Genomic DNA, 20,405 nt, shown 5'->3' on the forward strand with positions numbered 1-20,405 from the left:
TATATATGGTTAAATTAGATTCTAGGAGGAATTTAGATGGTAAGAACTGTTGGCACTACGGTAAGAGGCATAAGAGCTCCTATTGTTAAAAAAGGGGACGATTTAATAGAAATTGTTGTAGAATCGGTGCTCATGGCAGCAGAACAGGAAGGATTCAGTATCAATCATAGAGATGTAATTGGAATTACCGAATCTTTAGTAGCAAGGGCTCAAGGTAATTATGCAACTGCAGAAGATATTGCACAGGACATTAATAAAAAGTTTCCTGGAAGTATTGGCGTTGTATTCCCAATATTAAGCAGGAACAGATTTTCAATTATTTTAAAGGGCATAGCTTTAACTGGCAAAAAAATATATCTGTTGCTTAACTATCCTTCTGATGAAGTAGGAAATAGATTGATGGATATAGATAAAATGTATGAACTTAATATAAATCCCTATACTGATACATTAAGCGAAAATGAGTATAGGAAATTATTTGGAGAAAGGATATATCATCCTTTTACGGGAATAGATTATGTAAAACTGTATAAGGATTTAATTGCAGAAAATGGCGGAGAGATATATATTTCCAATGACCCTACAGTAGTTTTGAAATATACAAATGATGTTTTGGTAGCCAATATTCATGATAGAAAACGGACTAAAAAGATTTTGAAGGACGCTGGTGCCAATATAGTATTTGGATTAGATGAAATATTAACTGAACCCAATAATAGTAGTGGATATAACCCAGATTATGGTCTACTAGGTTCAAATTTGGCAACGGAATCAAAAATTAAACTATTCCCAAGAGATTCACAACATTATGTAAAGGAAATACAGAAAAGAATTAAGGAGAAAACAGGAAAATTAGTAGAAGTGATGGTTTATGGGGATGGAGCCTTTAAAGACCCGGTAGCTAAAATTTGGGAACTAGCAGATCCCATAGTTTCACCTGGCTATACTTCTGGTTTAGAAGGCACTCCAAATGAAGTTAAGTTAAAATACTTAGCAGATACTGAATTAAATGACCTTAAGGGAGAAGAAGCCATAGAAGCTGCTAAAAAACGAATTGCAAGTAAGGATGCAAATCTATTATCCCATAATGAATCCCTTGGTACAACACCTAGAAGATTAACTGATTTATTAGGCAGTTTATGTGATTTAACTAGTGGCAGTGGGGATAAAGGGACTCCAATAGTCCTTATCCAAGGATATTTCGATAATTATGCTACTGAATAATACTTTAAATATTAAGAAGGAGTTGTTGAATATCATTCAACAACTCCTTCTTTACTCATTTCATAATAGCTTCTCAACTTTTCCTGAACAAAATAATTAATTGTTCCTTCAGGATACTCGCCATTATCATCTAATTGTCCTGCTTCTATTCCAGTCAGTATTTCGATTCCTTCATCTATGGTTTTAACAGCATATATTTTAAATTTGCCGTTTTTTACCGTGTCAATTACCTCATCTTCCAGCATTAGATTATCTATGTTTTGATAAGGTATGATGACCCCTTCTTCCCCTGTTAATCCTTTCAATTTACAAAGCTTATAAAATCCTTCTATCTTCTCATTTATTCCTCCTACAGGCTGAACTAGACCTTTTTGATTTACAGATCCAGTAACCGCTATGGACTGCTTTATAGGTATTTCAGCCAAACTGGATAACATGGCATACAATTCAGTGCTAGAAGCACTATCTCCATCTATACCGCTATAGGATTGCTCAAAGGTAATGCTGGCAGTTAAAGTTAAAGGGAATTTTTTCGCATACTTCTCTCCTAAATAACCTCCTAAAATTAAAACTCCTTTATCATAGATACTGCCTGATTGTTCTACTTCCCTTTCTATATTTATAATACCTTCTTTACCAGCATAGGTATTTACAGTAATTTTACTTGGTCTCCCAAAGGCATATTGGCCTGAATCTATTACGGACAATCCATTAATTTCACCTATTTTTTCTCCTTTTGTGTCTATTATTATTGTGTTATGCTCCATTAATTCCATTAACTTTTCTTCATAGGTATTATTCCTATAGTTTTTCTTCTCTATTGCTTTTATTACATCTTCTCTACTAACTATATCTCTGCCATCCATACTAGCCCACAAATCGGCTTCATAAATTATCTCCACTAGTTCATTAAATTTTGCTGTTAATTTGCTCTGATGCCCTGCAATACGACTACTCCGTTCTATTATAGCTGCCAATGCAGTTTTGTCAAAGGGCTTTAAATTTTCTTCTTTACACTGATAGGCTACAAAAGAACCTATCTTCTTAATATTTTCTTCCGTTTTTTCCATTTCCACATCAAAATCTGCCCTTATCTTAAATAGCTTTCTAAAATCATCATCGAAAGTGTATAGCAATTGGTGGAGGTAATAATCTCCAATTATTATAACCTTTATTTCTAAGGGAAGAGGTTCTGGATGCAATGTTTCAGATATTAGATTTAGGCCTGTTATGTTTTCCACAATCAACTCTTCTGTAGTTAAAGCTCTTTTTAACCCTTCCCAAGCATGAGGGTTTTGTAATATATCCCTTACCTGTATTATTATATAGCCACCATTAGCCTCATGTAAGGATCCAGGTCTAATTCGCATATGGTCTGTCTTTAATACACCAAATTCATTCACATACTCAATCTTTCCAAACAAGTTGTAATAAGTAGGATTCATCTCCCTTATTACTGGAGCAGTCTTTCTCCCATTGTTATCTATGAATAGATTTACTTGGTACCTTTTCATAAAACCTTCTTTTCTATCAACTGGTGTAAATATGGTTTCTAAATATTCTTTCTCTTCTTCTTTCATGAACATTTCATAATTTTTCACTATATCCATTTTCATATCATTAAGATATTCACATATATCCTCATTATCCTTATATTTTTCTATGAGAAGGTCTATATGATTGTTTAAAACCTTTAGTACATTTACCTCTCTTAACTCTCTTATTTCCTTTAAATATTCCTTTTCTACTTCCTTTATCCTTTCAACATAATCGTAAGCCTTTTGGTTTAATTGGTTGGAAGTTTTAACCAGTTCTTCAATTTTAGATTCCGATAATTGTTCTAATTCCTCATCGGTCATAGGCTTACCATCTATTAACGGTATACTCAATATTCCCTTTTCAGTATGTCTGAAAATAAAATTATATTGTTTAGCTAAGTCGTTTAATTCGTTTATTATCTTTTGGGCTCTTTTTTGATGAGTCGTATATAATAAATTCCTATTATTTTCATATTCCTTAGAAGTTAAAGTTTTGGGAATTTCTGTACCTATAGCTTTTATTACCTGTTCCACGTCTTTCTTAAATTCTTTCCCCTGTCCTGGCTCCATGCCTATTGCTTTAGGACATTTAGGCCTTTTAAAATTGAATACATAGCACCAATCCTTAGGAGCTTTCCTCTTTTCTGCAAATTCCTTAGCAACTAGATAAGAATAGCTATTTCTTCCAGTCCCTGTTAAGCCTGAAACATAAATATTATACCCCTTTCTTTGGATGGAAAGTCCATATTTTAGGGCCTCCATAGCTCTATTTTGCCCAATTAATTCTCTTGATGCAGGTAAATACTCTGTTGTATCATATTCAAATAGATTAGGATCACATTTTTTCTTCAGCTTCTCTACAGGTACTAAATACTTATCCAAATATTCCACCCCCTTTAAAATAATATACCCAGTTTGTTTCATGGTACATTCTAATTGTTCGTAAAATATTTTTATTAACTATTTAATCGAACTTAACTTTTTTCATAGATACCTATAAAATTTAAGACGCCTATTAGGCGCCATAATCGGTTTTATTTCACATAATCTACTTCTAATCTGATGCTTTCAGGCATCTTATCTAAGTTCGTTTTTACTATGGTGAAAGGATATGAAAAACTCTGGGTTACAATGTCATTAGCATCTGGATCTTTAAACTTGGCATAAACTACTAAATCAAAATCATCTTTGTTCTTCTTTTCCATGATGATTTTGTCCACATTTACAGTATAGCCCCCGGTCTGTTTTTCTCCTCTTGTCACTAATACATATATTTCATCACCTAATCTACAAGTTATAGCTCTTTCTTCAGATAAGTATTTAGGAAGTATTTCCTTTATTTTTTCTGGTATTTCAGATGATTCCAATACTTTGAATTTCACCTTTTTATCCTCCTTGCTTAATATTTTGGGAACAAAAAGGGCCCCTAAAATCAATATTATGATTATTCCAAACATATATTTTTTTTTCAACTCCATCCCTCCAACCTTACCTTTTATATTATCCTATTCTTGGAGAGATTGGTTTATGTATTTATGAAAAAATATAGCACCAAAATATGCTGGTGCTATATTATATTATCTAAAATGCTATTTTGATAATATTCTCTTTGCTTTATCGATGATATTCTTTTCATTTAACCCATACTTTTCAAGGAGCTTATTGCCATCTCCCGATTCACCAAAAGTATCCTCGACACCAATTCTCTCTAGATGGGTAGGATAGTTTTCTACCAATACTTCTGCTACAGCACTACCTAATCCTCCAATTATACTATGTTCTTCAATAGTAACTATTCCCTTAGTCTCCTTTGCTGCCTTAATGATTATCTCTTCATCTATTGGTTTGATAGTGGATATATTGATGACTCTTGCAGAAACACCTTCTTTACCCAATTCTTCAGCAGCCTTTAATGCCTTTTCAACCATTATTCCAGTTGCAATTATGGTTACATCATTACCTTCTACTAACTCTACTCCCTTACCTATTTCAAACCTATAGGTTTCATCGAATATTACTGGTACCTTACTTCTTCCCAATCTAATGTATACAGGCCCATCATATTCTGCTGCCCTATAAATACATTGCTTTGCCTCCACAGCATCGGCAGGATTTATAACTACCATATTTGGAAGACTTCTCATTATACTTATATCTTCTAAAGCCTGATGGGTCGCACCATCTTCCCCTACCGTCAATCCCGCATGGGTTGCTGCTATTTTTACATTTAGTTTTGGGTAACATACGGAATTCCTTATTATTTCAAAAGCTCTTCCTGAAGCAAATACCGCAAAGGTACTTGCAAAAGGAATTTTACCTGCTGTTGCTAATCCTGCTGCTGTTGCAATTAAGCTCTGTTCTGCAATTCCCACATTAATAAACCTTTCTGGAAAGGCTTTTTTAAAAACGATAGTTTTAGTTGAACCTGATAAATCTGCATCTAACACCACTATATCATTATTTTTCTCTCCTAATTCCTTCAAAGCTTCACCATAGGCATCTCTAGTTGCTACCATATTAGCCATTTATCCCACCTCCTAGTTCTTCTAATGCCTTCAATGTTTCTTCTTCATTAGGTGCCTTGCCATGCCACTCTGCTACATTCTCCATAAAGGACACCCCTTTTCCCTTAACGGTTTTAGCTATAATAATGGAGGGCTTGCCCTTAATATTTTTAGCTTCATCTAGAGCCTTGAATATTTCCTCAAAGGAGTGCCCATCAATTTTCATTACATGCCAGCCAAAGGATTTGAATTTTTCATCTATAGGCTCTATATCCATTACCTCTTCATTGGCCCCATCAATTTGCAATCCATTATGGTCTAAAAAAACAGTAATGTTGTCAAGTTTATAATGGGCTGCTAACATGGCAGCTTCCCAGATTATACCTTCCTGACATTCTCCATCGCCAATTAAAACATATACCCTGTAGTCTCTTCCATCAAGTTTTCCTGCTAAGGCCATTCCATTTGCAACTGCTAAGCCCTGGCCTAAAGAACCGGTGGTCATATCTACTCCCGGTGTACCTTTCATGTCAGGATGGCCTTGCAACATAGAATCTATTTTTCTAAGCCTATATAACTCCTCTTTAGGGAAATATCCCTTTTCAGCTAAAGCAGCATAAAGCACCGGTGCAGCATGTCCCTTGGATAGGACGAATCGGTCCCTATCAGCCCACTTGGGATTTTTAGGGTCCACATTCATTTCCTTGAAATAAAGGGCTGTAAGAATTTCAGCCGCTGAAAGAGAGCCTCCAGGATGGCCAGATTTAGCTTCCTTTAGCATTTCGATTATACTAATCCTAATTTTCTTGGCTACATTTTCCAAGTAACTATAATTTTCCATTTCCATACCTCCTATTACTTTTTAATTTCTTCAAATCCTTCTCCTAAAACTTCTGACATTTCTGTAACCATAATGAAAGCATCTTTATCAATGTTATAGACTATATCCTTGGCCTTTGTAAATTGATACCTATTAACTACACATAGAAGCACATCCTTTTCCTCTTTTGTATACATTCCTTTTCCTTTAAAAAGGGTAACACCTCTATCTAAGTCCTCCATTATTCTTTGGCTTATCTCTTCGGGTTTACTAGTAATAATTATAAATCCTTTTAAATAGCCAATTCCTTCTAATATCATGTCGATAACCTTAACGGTTATATACATGGATATTACAGAATAAAGGGAAGTTTCCACCTTTTTATCTACGATGCCTGCAAAAGCTACTACCACCACATCTATCATCATCATGAAAGTGGACAAACTTAAGGTGGGAAAGAACCTATTTAATATAGCACCAGCTAAATCCGTTCCTCCAGTAGTACCACCAAACTTAAAAACTATTCCTAAGCCTATACCCGCAACTAAACCTCCAAATATGGAGGATAGCAGTAAATCTTGAGTAACTGCTTGAGCAGGTATAATCTTTAGAAATAGGGATAGTAGGGCTGTTGCATATAAGGTCTTCCATCCAAAATTCTTCCCCAATACCATTATCCCAATTATAAATAGTGGAATGTTTATTGCAAGATTGGTTATGTAGACAGGGATGCCTGTAACCTTCTTAAACACAATAGCAAAACCAGTTACTCCTCCTGGAGCAATGGTATTGGGTTCTAAAAAAAAGGTTAATCCAATTGCCAACAAGAATACGCCTAAAGCTATTCCTATTAAGTTTAATAAATATTTTCCCACCTTTCCCTTTTCCATATTGGCCTCCTATTTATTGAATAGCATCCTTAGAGAATAATACATACAGCATAAATTTAGGCAATACTACCTGTCTTTTAATGCGCTTAGGCTCCCTGATCAATCTATATAACCACTCCAAACCAAGCTTCTGAAAAATTTCAGGAGCTCGTTTAGAATCCCCAGATAAAATATCCATGGTTCCTCCATTGCCTATTATAACTTTTCCATAAATCCTGTTTTTATTTTCAGCTATCCAAATTTCTTGTCTTGGAAATCCAAATCCAACAAATATTATATCTGGTTTGGACTTATTAATCTTATCTATTATTTCCAATTCTTCTTCATAATCCTTATGTCCAGTATGACTACCCTTGAAATATCCATGATGATATCCTGCTAATCTTATATTGGGATATTTAATTTTGATATTTTCACCAGCTCTTTTAGCGACTCCTTCCTTTCCACCCAATAAAAATAAGCTATAACCCTTCTTATTGGCAATCTCTAATAACTTTATGGAAAGGTCAAAACCGGTAACCCTCTCCTTGAGAGGCTTTTTCCGGATTCTTGAGCCATATATAAGTCCAATACCATCTGGAATTACTAAATCGCTTTCATTTATTATTCTCCTTAGGTACTCATCATCTTTAGCGTTCATTACAATTTCAGTATTAGGGGTTGATATGGTTTTTAATCCATCTTCCATAAGATACTCTTCAACAGTCCTACTTGCTTCTTCTAAGGTAATATTATCTATCCTTATTCCAAATACACTTACACTTTCCATAAAACCACCTATTCCCGTAATAATTCTAAAGCCATGTGTACATTCCTTAGAGCTTGTTGCCTCATATGTATATCTATTTCCTTTAACTTTTCCTCCAAATGCCTCCTATTTTGCCATACATAATCTATATTGGAAATAAGTTCATCATATTTTAAATCCTCAACGGAACACATACTATCCATTCCAATGGATTTCAAAAACCCTTCTATTTTAGGGTCATATACTAACCCAACCATGGGTACTTTTTGAGTTGCTGCATATATTAGGGAATGAAGCCTCATGGCTATTATTATCTCTGTTCTACAAATTATACCCATTATATCTTCTACACTATATTTTTTAGAAATGATATAGCAATTTTTAGTGGCAACTCTATCTAATATACTATTGCTAATGGATAGATCTTCAGGATAATGCATTGGAATTAATATGGCATTTGCTTGGTATTTTTCTACAATATAATCTATAGCTTTAGCTAAAATTGATACTAAATTTTCTGCATTTGTCCAGTTTCTAACCGAAATTCCAATTAAGGGTTTATTGTCATCTATCCCTTCTGCCTTAAATAGCCCTGCTATAGTCTTCTCATCGGTAGGCTCTAGAGTAAACACTGGATCCGCCGTTACATACATATTTTCATTACTAACTCCCAATTCCTCAACAAACCTCTTAGAATCCTCATCCCTTAGAGTAATTAAATCCACTTTTTCTAAAATATTCCTAGTTATGTATCTATTCATCTTTCCATTAATAGGACCTATGCCATTGGCATAAACCATTACAGGTTTATTGAATATCTTGGCTAATTTTATTAGGGCTAAATAGTATAATAGGGAACGGGTACTGGTTACATCCTGTAATAGGCTTCCTCCCCCAGATATAAACAGGTCACAACCCCTAATAGACCTTATTATATCAACAATGCCAAATCTATTTACAGCTTCAATACCATATATCTGCTCTGTGAAAGTAGGGTTGTTGGAAAATGCAGTTATTTGTATAGACTCATCCTCTGCCTTTAAATCTTTGACAATTGCTTTTAATATGGCGTCATCCCCACTATTATCGAATCCATAGTAGCCAGATATTAAAACTTTCTTCATTATAAAAAACTCCTTTATTATAGTTGATAGACTAGAAGCTTTCTAACTCCTCTTTATCGCTGAACTCTAAAATATATCCTACAATTCCAATTGAAATTAATATCCAAAACATCAAAATAATCCTATCGTTAAAGAAAATATGGTCTACTAGCCCATGAAAAAGTACCCCTAATATTGATGCAATTACTGATACACTGATCCTTTTGATTCTAACATCTACTCCCTTAACAAAAGTTATCAAGCTTACCCTAATTGAATTAAATATAAAAGCTATAAATCCTATAAAGCCAAATACTCCCGATTCTAAAAACATTTGTAAAAATACATTATGAGAATGCACAGCCACTATCCCCTGTCTCATATAACGTGGATATATGGCTCTAAAAGCATTTATTCCCAGACCAATTCCATTAATCCAGTGATCTTTAATCATTTGTATAGTAGCTTTCCATAAAGGAATCCTATAAGCGTTAGAACTATCCTCCATGCTTCCAATAGTTGATAGTCTAGTCATTATTGCTTTAGGGCTAATTATAATTAAACCCATTCCTGCTAATATATATAATAATAATAGTCTTCTATCAACAAAAATTGCAAATATCAGCATGGCCAAAAATAGTCCAAGCCAACCACCTCTAGAAAAAGTAAGCAAAATACATAGCCCCTGAATAATCAATCCTAAAAGAAATAATAACTTTTTCAATATACTATCTGTATTATATATAAGAGCAAAGGTTATGGGAATAGTAAGTATCAGATATTCGGCTAATATATTAGGGTTATCAAAAGTTGATATTACCCTCGTTTGAATATCTGGATTTTGCTCCTTATCTATCCAGCTTTCCTTCAACTCAATTCCCGTCTTATATTGATATAAACCATAAAGCCCTACTATAGTAGCAGCAATAATCAATGCAATTATTAAGTAATATAGCTTGCGTTTGTCATCTATCAAGTTCATAGATAAAAATAGGAATAAAAAAGCAATGATATATACTATTAGCTTCACAATACTCTGTTTTAAGGTAAAGGAAGTTATAGCTGCAAAAACTAAAGGAACTAAAAAGAATGTTATTGAGTATTTAATAGGTATTTTCTTAAAACGAAAATCTTCATCTATAAGCATTTTCAATCCAAAAGAAATAGCTGTTAATCCAAATAACAAAGCCACATATCTAAATGAGATAAGTGGTAGCGTTATTACCGTAAAATATAATCCAAATTCAGGCTTATATAATACCAGCACCACTCCAATAATCCCTAATATCATTTTTAATCCTTTTGTTAGTGGAAATAGGAATAATATAATTCCTATTAATAATCCAAATATGAGCCCTATTATATTAACTTTATTCTTTCTAAGATAGTTTTCCATATATCTCTCTCCTATAAATTGTTTAGCTGTTGTAGTCGAATATTTTCTTTATTATTCTTATAAACTTGCTATCCTTGAAAACCAAGTCCATTTCAATATTTAGCCATCCAAATACAAAAGGTAAAATCCCTAAAACTATGATAAATAGGGTTCTTTTAATTGAATATACTCCTTTAATAAAGGATAGTACTCCAAAGGTACATATGCTTGTGCCTATAGCTGTAAACATGAATCTATAGATATCGGAAGCAATAGTTCCCATAACAGAGTTTACTAGGTTAATTAGCAAACTATTAGATATGGATTTGTAAAAGATTCCCCTAATCCATTTTAATAATTTGATAATACCTCCATGAAGCCTTTCAACAGTCTTTAATAGTAAACCATTTTTGCCGTAAATATTTCCATCCTTTAAGAGAGTAGAAATAATGAAGCTATTATTTAAACTATTAATAAATACCTTTTTAATTATTGATAATATTCTACATATAAAGCTATCCTTCCACAAATCTATCAGTAAATTCAAAACCACAAACTCACCTCTATTCCTCTTTTACATTCACTTCTAATATTATAGAGTCCAGAGCATAGGTTTTTGTCCTTAGAACCAATTTATTGCCTATTCTCAATTCACTTTTTCCAGATATTATAGAATTATCAGTTACTATAGCCTCTCCATCTATGGTAATTATTAAATCATATCTGTCTGGAATCTCAGCTGCTTTTATCTCACCTTCTGTCGTTACCACTTCAGTAGATGCTGGATATACTTCCACTTTCTTTATTTGCCCTAGTATCGTCCCTGTATCATATTCTTTCAATATATCCCCTTCCTTTATCACATCCACGCCTATTTTTTCTCGATTCATAACTATAATCTTTAATTCAATAGGTTTGGGCCTTATCATATCAGTTGGATTAGCCCTACTGATCTTATAAAAACCACCTATACTTAAAATTAAAACCATAAGTATTATAAATAAGTCCAGTATATTAAATTTCCCAAAAATTCTTCCCTTCTTATCTAATAAAGGCATTTTCCTTTCCTCCCTAGAATTATTCAAGTATATTAATATCTGTAATAATGGATTTTACGGAACTCAAAGTACTCTTCAAAAATACTGTACCCTCAATTCTCATGTCTCTGCCTCCCATACGGATATAATCATCGGTAATTATAGCATCTCCCCTAATAGTTATATATACATCATATCTATTTGGTCTTCTGCTCTTCACTATTCTCCCATCACCAGTTTCCACTAATTCATAGGCATCCGTTACCTCTTTAGCCACAACTTCTCCTATAACCTGGTTAGTATCCTTATCCTTAAAAATATCTCCTATTTTAATGCCATTGACAGATTCCATTAAAACTCCTTCTACTCTATAGGTTATCTCTACAGGTACCTTCTCTACGGAAGTACCGCTAGGTTTCAATACAAATGAATATCCAACATAAAAAATTGCCACTAATATACAGATAATTGCAATATCTATCCAATTAAATTTTCTCTTCATATTATCACCTACCTAATATTTGTTGGTAAATTAATATCTGTTTATCTGCCATCTTTTCTGATGTATAAAGTTTATTAATTTTATCGTATAGATTATTGCCCAAGAACTTTCTTAACTCTTCATCCTTGATTAATGTCAACATATGCTTTGCTAAAGTATCTATATCTCCAGGTTCAAACATTAATCCAGTTTCTCCATCAGTTACCAAATCCTTTATTCCACCCACATTGGAAGCTATTATAGGTTTTTTAAATACCCCACCTTCTAAAATTACATAAGGAAAACTTTCACTATAAGAAGTATTGGTATTTATATCCATTTGGTTGATAAAGCTATATGGATCTCGAATATATCCCAATAAATGTACTTTGTCATCAATCCCTAAATCTTCTGATAATTTTAATAGGTTTTCGCGCTCTTCCCCATCACCTGCAATAAAAAATTCAACATCCTGTCTTTCTTGTAATACCTTATGGGCAGCTTTTATAAATACATCCACTCCCTTTACAGGATATAACCTAGCCAAAATCCCTACCTTTATTGTGTTTTCATCTAGAATTATTCCATATTCCTGCAAGAAGCTTTTATTTATATTTGCTGATTCAACTTCCTTCACATTTATCCCATTATAAACCGTCATTACCCTATCAGGGTCAAACTTTCTATCTATAAGCATTTCTCTAAAACTTTCAGAAACCCCAATATAATAATCAATATGTTTCAGTGAAAAATAATTAATATTTTTATAAATAAGATTTTTATAAAAGTTCCCTTTAAAATCCAATTTATAATCGCTGTGTATTGTAGTCACAGCAGGAATATGACAAAACCTTTTTAGGATATACGTAATAAAATTTGCCCTAGCCCCATGGCAATGGATTAAATCATATTCTTCTTTTTTGATTTCTTCCAATAATCTTTTTATGATAGATAGATCATAACGCTTTTTTTGCTCAAAAACTTGAATATTGATTCCCTTTTCTTTAGCCTCATAATAGAATTCGCCCTTAATAAAACAAATAATCTTTACATCAATTCTTTCGTTTAACTCTTGCAATAAGTTTATTACATGGGTCTTAGCCCCTCCTGTATCTCCTCCACTAATTAAATGTAAAACTTTCATTATATTAACCTATTGTATAATAGGTTCGACCCTCCTTTTATATATTTCCTAAATCTATTTATCCTTTAATCAAGTCATAATATAAATTGTGCGTTTTTTCTAGCATACTAATTTGAGAAAAATTCTTTATTACCATATCCCTACAATTCGATTTAAATGAATTTAACTGCTGATTATTATTATATAATTCAACAATTACTTTGGCAAATCTATCTTTATCTCCAAAGGGTATTAAAACTCCCACATGGCCCTTTTCGAATATTTCTGGAACTCCTCCAACCTCGGTAGCTACAACAGGTACACCACAGGATAATGCTTCTATAATAGAAAATGAAATGGCCTCATTTTCGGAAGGAGATATATAAATATCGGTAGCTGCTAGTATTTCAGGAATATCTTCTCTATACCCTAAGAAGATCACATGATTTTCCAAGTCATACTCTTTTACCTTTTCTCTAATAAAACCTTGATCTTCTCCTTCTCCTACTAATAACGCTTTAAAATTTGCAATATATTTTTTTAACTCATTTAATCCTTCAATCAAAAAGCTATAACCCTTTTCCTTCCTAAATCTCGATATGGTAGTTAATACAAGGGTATCCTTTTCAATATTTAGCTCATCCCTTATAAATCCATCTCCCAAAGGCTTAAAATAATCAGTGTCCACCCCATTGTATATCACCTGGATCCTATCTGGTGATATGCCTTCTTTTATTAAGGATAATTCCACAGCTTTAGAAACACATACAATCCTATCTACAAATTTGGAAAAGATTCTATTGAAAAACTTAATTATACTATTATTTTCTGCAATTAAATGGGTGGTCCATATTATTTTAACCCTTGGATTAAATATTTTTGATAAAACGCTAATATAATTTTCCCTCAAAAAATGGGTTTGGATTATATCAATATCGTTCTCTTTACAGTATTTGGCTACTTTCCTAGCAGCCACTATATCGAATACATTTCTCATCTTCATTATTTCCACATTACTGCATCTATTTAAAATTTTTTCATGGTTAGTCCCTTCATGGTCACATATTACAAAATAATTCACATCTTCTTCAGGATTGTCTAGTAAATTATACAAATAGGTTTCTGTACCGCCCTTTTCTATACTGAAAATTATTTGGAGTATATTCAAAGCCATTCTCCTTTCGGCTAAACTTTCATATGATTAGAGTTTTTTTAATATATCCATGTATTTATCCTTCAATTTTTTATTCTTCATATAGCTTAGGATTAAATTATATCTACTGCTTAGTTGCCTAAATTCATAAGGATTAAATTTCTCCTCAATAAGGATATCGTTAAATTCAATTATCTTATCTAAATCTCCTTTTACAAATCCTTCTAAAGCATAACCTTCCTTTGCAATAAGCCTTAATGCCCTATTAACCGACATAAAAGCATCAAATCCCATAACATATTGAGATTCAAATACACGATATAGGCTGTTTTTCTTTTGGAATAAATGCTTATCCATTATAGTAATTGAATTAATAATATCTGGCCTAATAGGAGTATTTACGCTATACATATAAATATGATTAAAACTACTATTCCAACGTTTTATACTCTCAATAACTATCCTCGCACTATTTACATGGTCTATATGACCATCCAAAAGGAAAGGAACATAGATAATATCTGGATTCTCCTTGATTAAAATGGAATAGACTTTATCGATATATTTATCCTTAACTATAACTTGTCCATCGGGAATATCTAAAAAATACACTTTGTCCATCCCAATTAGGTCCTTTATCTTATTAGCTTCTTCCTTCCTCAATTGAATTAAGGATTCCTTATCTAGATTAGATACCGCTCCTCCTCCATCTGCCACATATAAGCAGACTATCCGATCCCCTTTTTCCCCATGCATTAAAAGAGTTCCTCCCGCTCCAATGGTTTCATCATCTACATGGGGCGCTATAAATAATATCTTGTTGTTCTTATCCGAGAAAGCAGTAGTTTTCTCATAGGTTCCTTTTTCACATAAGCTGTAATACACATGCAAAAATACATTATTGAGTAATATAATAGGATATTTCAAAATGATTTTAACAAACTTCTTTAACAACTAATTCACTTCCTCCGTTAATCCTTGTATTATTTCATACTCTCCTCTAACTAAAAACACAGAATCATTAATAGCATGAACTCCTCTTCCATCATCTCTTGGGACTATCAATAAATGATTTAAAGGTACTTCTTCACCCCTTTTTAAATCCTTTCCATCTGTTAAATCCGATAGGCCATCTTTACCCATGGCTACTATCTTCGCTTTTCCAGGTCCATTTCCTGTTCCCCCTCTCAGTATAATCTCTGTTCCCCCTTTCCCAATAATAGATTGGCCAGATGATATCTCCACCACTACAAAGGTATTAGACAAATTATTATTCTCTCCAATGTTCAATAATCTGTTATCTATGTATTGTTTTAGTTCATCTATTTTTTTCTCTAAATAGCTCAATGACACCAAAGGGTCTGTTTCCGAGCCTGGCTCTGAAAAAACAAATACACTTCCTAAAATTACCAATATTATAATTAACCCAGATAAAACTTTCTTGAAATTGGCAGCTTTCATCTAATCTCCTCCTCTTTTAATTATTAAAAGTAATCTGCCTTATACTCGGGAATAGGTATCCTTTCTTCAACTTCTATTCCATTATTATAAAAAACTATAGTAGCCTTGTTTTTAAATATTTTATATATGATAGTCTTATTGGTAGTATATTTAAACAATATAGGAAAACTAGCTTTAATAAAATAGTCTTTAAATTTTCCATTAAACCTTCCTAATACATAATAAATATTTTTTCCCCTATTAAATAGCAGGTAAAATTCCCCACCTTTTTGACAATAGTGATATTTTTTTATTGGAGATTTAATAAATCTCCACATTAAATAGTCGTCATCTATAAAATGGGTTTCATCCTTTAATCTAACCTTATTAAATACAGGTTCTAAATATGCGAATCTATCTATCTTCCAACCTAGTTTTAAATTCCCTGGCAAAGAGTTTTCATTGGGAAAATTATAGATAAAGGCTCCTTTCGTGTTTTCCAAGGCTGTTAAGCTTGTTTTTGTAAATATACCCCTTCCCCTATATTCCTTTAATACGGCTGTATCACAAGGTTGGTAGCATAGATAATTCCCTATATCGTTCCTCCAAAAGGCTCTTATTCCGATAACCTTGTTCTTATCATAAGCCAAAACAATATATGAATCTCCATAAATATTATCTAAGTATTTCCAATTAAACCATTCTAAATCATAATTGGTGTTAAAAACCCTATTGAAGACTTGTAAAAATCCTTCTTTTTCTTCCTTAGACAATTGACTGCTCAACTTACATGTATAAATTAAATCTTCTTTATCCGACAAAATTCAACACCTTCTTTCCCGTATATATTACCCTTCTTCATTTGATTATACTACAATTTAGCTGCCTTTTAAATAAAAGAAAAAAGGCTCCTACCGAAAATATTATGGGGAAGCCTTTTGATACTCATTATAGAAAGCACTCCTATTAAATTTTCATAAGTCTATAAGACCTAAACTTATTTTTAGACACTCATCTACTTTAGCCATCATTTCATCATTGAATCTGCCTATTTTTTCTCGCAGTCTCTTCTTGTCAATGGTTCTAACCTGTTCCAATAACACTACAGAATCTTTTGGAAGTCCATACTCTGGAGCACTGATTTCCACATGGGTAGGTAGCTTAGCTTTATTTATTTGAGAAGTAATAGCAGCTACAATGGTAGTAGGACTGTACTTATTCCCTATATCATTCTGGATAACGAGAACTGGTCTTATTCCACCTTGCTCTGAACCAACAACAGGACTCAGGTCAGCATAAAAAACATCTCCTCTTTTTATATTCACATTTTTTCACACCCAGTTAAATTTGTTTCATATTGGCTTAATTCTGCCATATCCTGTTCAAAGCCAATTTCAGCAAGAGCTAAGTTTATCTTACTCATTTCAACATATCCATCCTTCAATCTTTGAGAAACTTCCATGCGCCTTTTTTCGCGAATATATAATTTCATAGCCTCTTTAATGAATTCACTCCTATTCTTCTTTTCCATGGAGACGATAAAATCTACCTCTTTTAACAAACTATTTGGTAGGCTAACCGTAATCCTCTTAGTCTCAGCCATTGAATTTCCACCCCCAAGCAAGTTATATAAAACCAAAAAAGCCCACAAGTATAAGTCAATTATATATCCTTAGCATTAAGTGTGTCAATATAAATAGATATTTATTCAAATATGGATTATTCCAATAAATAATCTATTACATCTATTATTTCTCCATTTTTTACATATATTCTAGGAACCCTCCTTCCAACCATACAAACTATTTCATAGTTTATAGTATTTAATCTATTTGCAACCTCGTCTACATGGGGGACCCCTTCTTTCCCATAGCCAAACAATATTACCTCATCTCCTACCTTCACATTATCTAAATCGGTAACATCTAACATACATTGATCCATACATATTCTACCTACAACTGGTATCCTTTTCCCTTTTAAGAAAACTTCAGTTTTAGAGGTTAAAAGCCTTGTAAAGCCATCAGCATAGCCTATGGGAATGGTAGCAATTTTAGACTCCCTTTCAGTAACGAATATTTGACCATAACTAATTCCAGTACCTTTTGGAACCCTTTTTACATGGGAAATCCTGGCCTTCAAATTCATTGCGGGTTTTAAATGCACCTTATCTTTACATACTTCATTAGAAGGATAAAAGCCATATAACATAATACCTGCTCTGACCATATTTAGGTTATATTCTGGTAGGTCTATTATAGCTGCACTATTAGATACATGTTTAATAGGAATAAATAATCCCTTCTTTTCCAATGCCTCAATTATTTCCATAAACCTTTCATACTGAACCTTAGTAAAAGCTTTATCCTTTTCATCGGCAGTAGCAAAATGGGTATAAATCCCTTCTATCTCCAGATTGGGAAGTTTAGAAATCTTGATTATAGCTTCAATAGTCTCATCTCTGCACAAAAGTCCTACCCGCCCCATGCCGCTATCAACCTTTAAATGGACAATAGCCTTTTTATTAAATTGAGCAGCAGCATCCGAAATGACCTTAGCACTTTCATAATCCCATATGGTTTGGGTAATATCATATTTTAACACCTTTGAATATTGTGATTTGGGAGTATAGCCTAGAATAAGTATAGGAACATCTATATTAGCCTTTCTTAGTTCCAGAGCTTCCGATAAAGTTGCTACGGCTAATCGTTCTGCCCCGTTGTCTAAGAAGGTCTCAGCGGATTTAATAGCCCCATGACCATATGCATTTGCTTTGACTACAGCCATTATCGAAACGCCTTTATTCACATTTTTCTTTACTTCTCTCATATTATGAGCTAAATTATCCAAATTAACCTCTGCCCAAACAGGTCTCAAATCCTTCAATATATCCATCTTACCACCTCTTGCATTGCCATATGCTTCCAAATATTACTTCATCTAATATATTCAACCTGTTATGGACAAAATCCTTCTTTTTATACTAAATTTTTTGAACTTTTTCATTTTTGCAAATCTTATGATGCTAACTTAAGAGCTCAAACTCCTTTATGCTATAAGGAATATTAGCAAGTATGTCTCCAGAAATCAATCCATACTCTCCTTTGTCTCTCTTAGCCAAATCTCCTGCCAATCCATGACAGTATACCCCCAGCAAAGCTGCTTCATATGAAGGTATTCCTTGCCCTACAAAACTGGCAATGACACCAGTCAAAACATCTCCGCTACCAGCAGTCGCCATTCCAGGATTTCCCGTTGTATTTATATATACATCTCCTTTTGGGCTAGTAACTACAGTATTAGCCCCTTTCAATACGTTTATTACATTATATTTATTAGAAACAAATTTAGAATATTCTAACCGCTGCCCTTGAATAGTTTTAGTATCTACATTTAATAGCCTTGAAAGTTCTCCAGGATGAGGGGTTATTATAGTATCACCCTTTCTATTTCTCAATACCTCTGGATTGCCCTTTGAAATACAATTTATGCCATCAGCATCTAATACTATCGGCTTTTGATAGGTTAAAAGTATCCTCTCCACTAATTCTATTCTAGATTCATCAACCCCTATCCCAGGTCCAATCGCTAAGACATCCATATCTCCTATTATTTCTTCTATTTCCTTAAAGGAATCAAAAACAAAATGACCAGTTCCCCTATCTTCTACAGGTTTAATTATGGCCTCTGTCAATTTCACTGAAAAAATATCACATAAGCTATTGGGGATGATAGTATAAACTAGTCCACTGCCGCTTTTGAGAGCTGCCATAGTAGTTAAATAGGCAGATCCAGTCATACCTTTACTACCGGCAATTACTCCTAGTCTACCAAAGGTACCTTTATGTGAATTCTCCTTCCTTTTAGGTAATATGTTTTTAATCTCAGGAGGAATAGTTATTTCTTCTTTAGTCCCTTCCATCCCTATTACAAAAGCTATAGCATACTCTCTTTCATGGGATATAGACAATTGAATATTTATAATACCTAATTTTTTGGCAATTTTCAGCCCTTCACCATACAGGCTTACAAAGGGCTTTCCATTATCGTCATGGAGTACTTCTACGTCCTTCCAGTTTATTTTCCCAATGCCAGTTCCTAACATCTTTGACAAAGCCTCTTTTGCAGCAAATATTCCGGATACAGTTTGAGGATTGTATCTTTTCTTCTCTATATATTCCTTTTCAGTTTGGGTAAATACTTTCCTCAAAAAGCTTTCCCTTTTATTCATCAGCATTTCTTCAATTCTGGATACTTTAACTATATCTACTCCATTTCTTAAAACCATAAAGATTCCCCTTTATTCCAATATTCGCTCATCCAATTTTTCAGTTTCCTCCCTACCTAATAGCCCATGTAAGAAAGAATAAGTTAAATTTATCCATTCTTCATAGTCGTATTTCTCATTGATCAATACTTTAATCCTTTTCCTCAGCCTTTCCAACTCATCAACAATTTCCTTTAATTTGGACTCTCTTGTTTTAAGTTCTTTATAACCATAGTAAACTGTAGCCTCTAACAGTTGGAAGTTTAATTCCCTAATTTCTTGTGGGAGGGTTTCCAATTGATAAGTTATATCATCTAACTCCTCGTTAATTCCCTCTATTTTTTCCTTATATTCATCTAGTAATCCAACAGTATGAACCTTGTTTTCATTATTTACAGCATTTGATATTCCTAAAATCATCTTCATTGCCATGGTTTTATCCTTTTGAAGGGTTTTTTGCCTTCTTTCCAATTCCCTTTTCCTTTCTACCAGCTCTTTTAATTCCTCCTCAGCATATTGAATGTCCTTGTTGTTCACATCTCCAAACAGTTTGACCCAAGTCTCATCCTCTATCAATAAAGGAATCTTATTTTTCAAAATTATCTTTTCATCCAAATCTATTTTTTTAAATGCCATAATATTCACTCCTCTATAAAAGATTATACTACATAATCCTTCATGAAGGGATGAGATATTAAGATT

General features: G+C 33.1%; 22 protein-coding genes. 1 reads left to right on the forward strand and 21 read right to left on the reverse strand.

The annotated features are described in order from the left end of the window. The first annotated feature begins 36 nt into the window (after positions 1 to 36). A complete protein-coding gene (locus BLV68_RS04825) occupies positions 37 to 1,224 on the forward strand; it encodes a coenzyme F420-0:L-glutamate ligase (protein WP_093751387.1) in 1,188 nt (395 codons plus the stop codon). Positions 1,225 to 1,256: 32 nt separating this feature from the next. Here the strand turns inward: BLV68_RS04825 and BLV68_RS04830 are convergent, their stop codons facing one another. From BLV68_RS04830 to BLV68_RS04930, 21 genes are all read right to left on the reverse strand, one after another. After that, on the reverse strand, positions 1,257 to 3,653 hold the full coding sequence (locus BLV68_RS04830; RefSeq protein WP_234949842.1) for a Lon protease family protein: 2,397 nt from the start codon (positions 3,651 to 3,653) through the stop codon (positions 1,257 to 1,259). Positions 3,654 to 3,796: 143 nt separating this feature from the next. Next, positions 3,797 to 4,234: a protease complex subunit PrcB family protein gene (locus BLV68_RS04835; RefSeq protein ID WP_093751391.1), complete on the reverse strand. Its 438-nt coding sequence runs from the start codon at positions 4,232 to 4,234 to the stop codon at positions 3,797 to 3,799. A gap of 117 nt (positions 4,235 to 4,351) precedes the next feature. Next, positions 4,352 to 5,287 carry a transketolase family protein gene (locus BLV68_RS04840; protein WP_200773648.1) on the reverse strand — a complete coding sequence of 312 codons (936 nt, stop codon included), beginning with the start codon at positions 5,285 to 5,287 and terminating at the stop codon, positions 4,352 to 4,354. Continuing rightward, complete coding sequence (locus tag BLV68_RS04845) at positions 5,280 to 6,107, reverse strand: transketolase (protein WP_200773649.1); 828 nt, start codon at positions 6,105 to 6,107, stop codon at positions 5,280 to 5,282. Before BLV68_RS04845 ends, BLV68_RS04840 begins: the two co-directional genes overlap by 8 nt. Before the next feature lie 14 nt (positions 6,108 to 6,121). After that, the gene (locus BLV68_RS04850; RefSeq protein WP_093751395.1) at positions 6,122 to 6,976 is read right to left on the reverse strand and encodes a YitT family protein; all 855 of its coding nucleotides are present in this window, start codon (positions 6,974 to 6,976) and stop codon (positions 6,122 to 6,124) included. 13 nt (positions 6,977 to 6,989) lie between these two features. After that, complete coding sequence (locus BLV68_RS04855) at positions 6,990 to 7,745, reverse strand: WecB/TagA/CpsF family glycosyltransferase (protein ID WP_093751397.1); 756 nt, start codon at positions 7,743 to 7,745, stop codon at positions 6,990 to 6,992. Between the two features lie 8 nt (positions 7,746 to 7,753). Beyond that, on the reverse strand, positions 7,754 to 8,848 hold the full coding sequence (gene csaB, locus BLV68_RS04860) for a polysaccharide pyruvyl transferase CsaB (RefSeq protein WP_093751399.1): 1,095 nt from the start codon (positions 8,846 to 8,848) through the stop codon (positions 7,754 to 7,756). A gap of 31 nt (positions 8,849 to 8,879) precedes the next feature. Continuing rightward, positions 8,880 to 10,223, reverse strand: coding sequence for an O-antigen ligase family protein (locus BLV68_RS04865; RefSeq protein ID WP_093751401.1), 1,344 nt, complete (start codon positions 10,221 to 10,223; stop codon positions 8,880 to 8,882). Between the two features lie 22 nt (positions 10,224 to 10,245). Further along, the gene (locus tag BLV68_RS04870; RefSeq protein WP_093751403.1) at positions 10,246 to 10,755 is read right to left on the reverse strand and encodes a hypothetical protein; all 510 of its coding nucleotides are present in this window, start codon (positions 10,753 to 10,755) and stop codon (positions 10,246 to 10,248) included. A gap of 10 nt (positions 10,756 to 10,765) precedes the next feature. Continuing rightward, positions 10,766 to 11,260, reverse strand: coding sequence for a DUF4330 domain-containing protein (locus BLV68_RS04875; RefSeq protein WP_093751405.1), 495 nt, complete (start codon positions 11,258 to 11,260; stop codon positions 10,766 to 10,768). Between the two features lie 19 nt (positions 11,261 to 11,279). Continuing rightward, entirely contained in the window at positions 11,280 to 11,741 is a 462-nt protein-coding gene (locus tag BLV68_RS04880) for a DUF4330 domain-containing protein (protein WP_093751407.1), read from the reverse strand. A 4-nt stretch (positions 11,742 to 11,745) separates the two neighbouring features. After that, the gene (locus BLV68_RS04885; RefSeq protein WP_093751409.1) at positions 11,746 to 12,864 is read right to left on the reverse strand and encodes a glycosyltransferase family 4 protein; all 1,119 of its coding nucleotides are present in this window, start codon (positions 12,862 to 12,864) and stop codon (positions 11,746 to 11,748) included. A 58-nt stretch (positions 12,865 to 12,922) separates the two neighbouring features. Beyond that, positions 12,923 to 14,011: a glycosyltransferase gene (locus BLV68_RS04890; RefSeq protein ID WP_159428615.1), complete on the reverse strand. Its 1,089-nt coding sequence runs from the start codon at positions 14,009 to 14,011 to the stop codon at positions 12,923 to 12,925. Between the two features lie 33 nt (positions 14,012 to 14,044). Further along, positions 14,045 to 14,950, reverse strand: a complete 906-nt coding sequence (locus BLV68_RS04895) for a PIG-L deacetylase family protein (RefSeq protein WP_093751413.1) — start codon at positions 14,948 to 14,950, stop codon at positions 14,045 to 14,047. Continuing rightward, the gene (locus tag BLV68_RS04900; RefSeq protein ID WP_093751415.1) at positions 14,951 to 15,457 is read right to left on the reverse strand and encodes a hypothetical protein; all 507 of its coding nucleotides are present in this window, start codon (positions 15,455 to 15,457) and stop codon (positions 14,951 to 14,953) included. Between the two features lie 23 nt (positions 15,458 to 15,480). Beyond that, a complete protein-coding gene (locus BLV68_RS04905; RefSeq protein WP_159428616.1) occupies positions 15,481 to 16,257 on the reverse strand; it encodes a GNAT family N-acetyltransferase in 777 nt (258 codons plus the stop codon). A 153-nt stretch (positions 16,258 to 16,410) separates the two neighbouring features. Further along, positions 16,411 to 16,761, reverse strand: a complete 351-nt coding sequence (locus BLV68_RS04910; RefSeq protein WP_093751419.1) for a type II toxin-antitoxin system PemK/MazF family toxin — start codon at positions 16,759 to 16,761, stop codon at positions 16,411 to 16,413. Then, on the reverse strand, positions 16,758 to 17,039 hold the full coding sequence (locus BLV68_RS04915; protein WP_093751421.1) for a CopG family ribbon-helix-helix protein: 282 nt from the start codon (positions 17,037 to 17,039) through the stop codon (positions 16,758 to 16,760). The genes BLV68_RS04910 and BLV68_RS04915 overlap by 4 nt, the downstream gene beginning before the upstream one ends. 116 nt (positions 17,040 to 17,155) lie before the next feature. Then, positions 17,156 to 18,331, reverse strand: coding sequence for an alanine racemase (gene alr, locus BLV68_RS04920; RefSeq protein ID WP_093751423.1), 1,176 nt, complete (start codon positions 18,329 to 18,331; stop codon positions 17,156 to 17,158). Between the two features lie 130 nt (positions 18,332 to 18,461). After that, positions 18,462 to 19,724 (reverse strand): NAD(P)H-hydrate dehydratase, encoded by a 1,263-nt coding sequence (locus BLV68_RS04925; RefSeq protein WP_093751425.1) that lies wholly within the window; start codon positions 19,722 to 19,724, stop codon positions 18,462 to 18,464. 12 nt (positions 19,725 to 19,736) lie between these two features. Beyond that, complete coding sequence (locus BLV68_RS04930) at positions 19,737 to 20,339, reverse strand: V-type ATP synthase subunit I domain-containing protein (protein ID WP_093751427.1); 603 nt, start codon at positions 20,337 to 20,339, stop codon at positions 19,737 to 19,739. Positions 20,340 to 20,405 lie beyond the last annotated feature (66 nt).

The organism is Tepidimicrobium xylanilyticum (assembly GCF_900106765.1).
Lineage (GTDB): Bacteria > Bacillota > Clostridia > Tissierellales > Tepidimicrobiaceae > Tepidimicrobium > Tepidimicrobium xylanilyticum.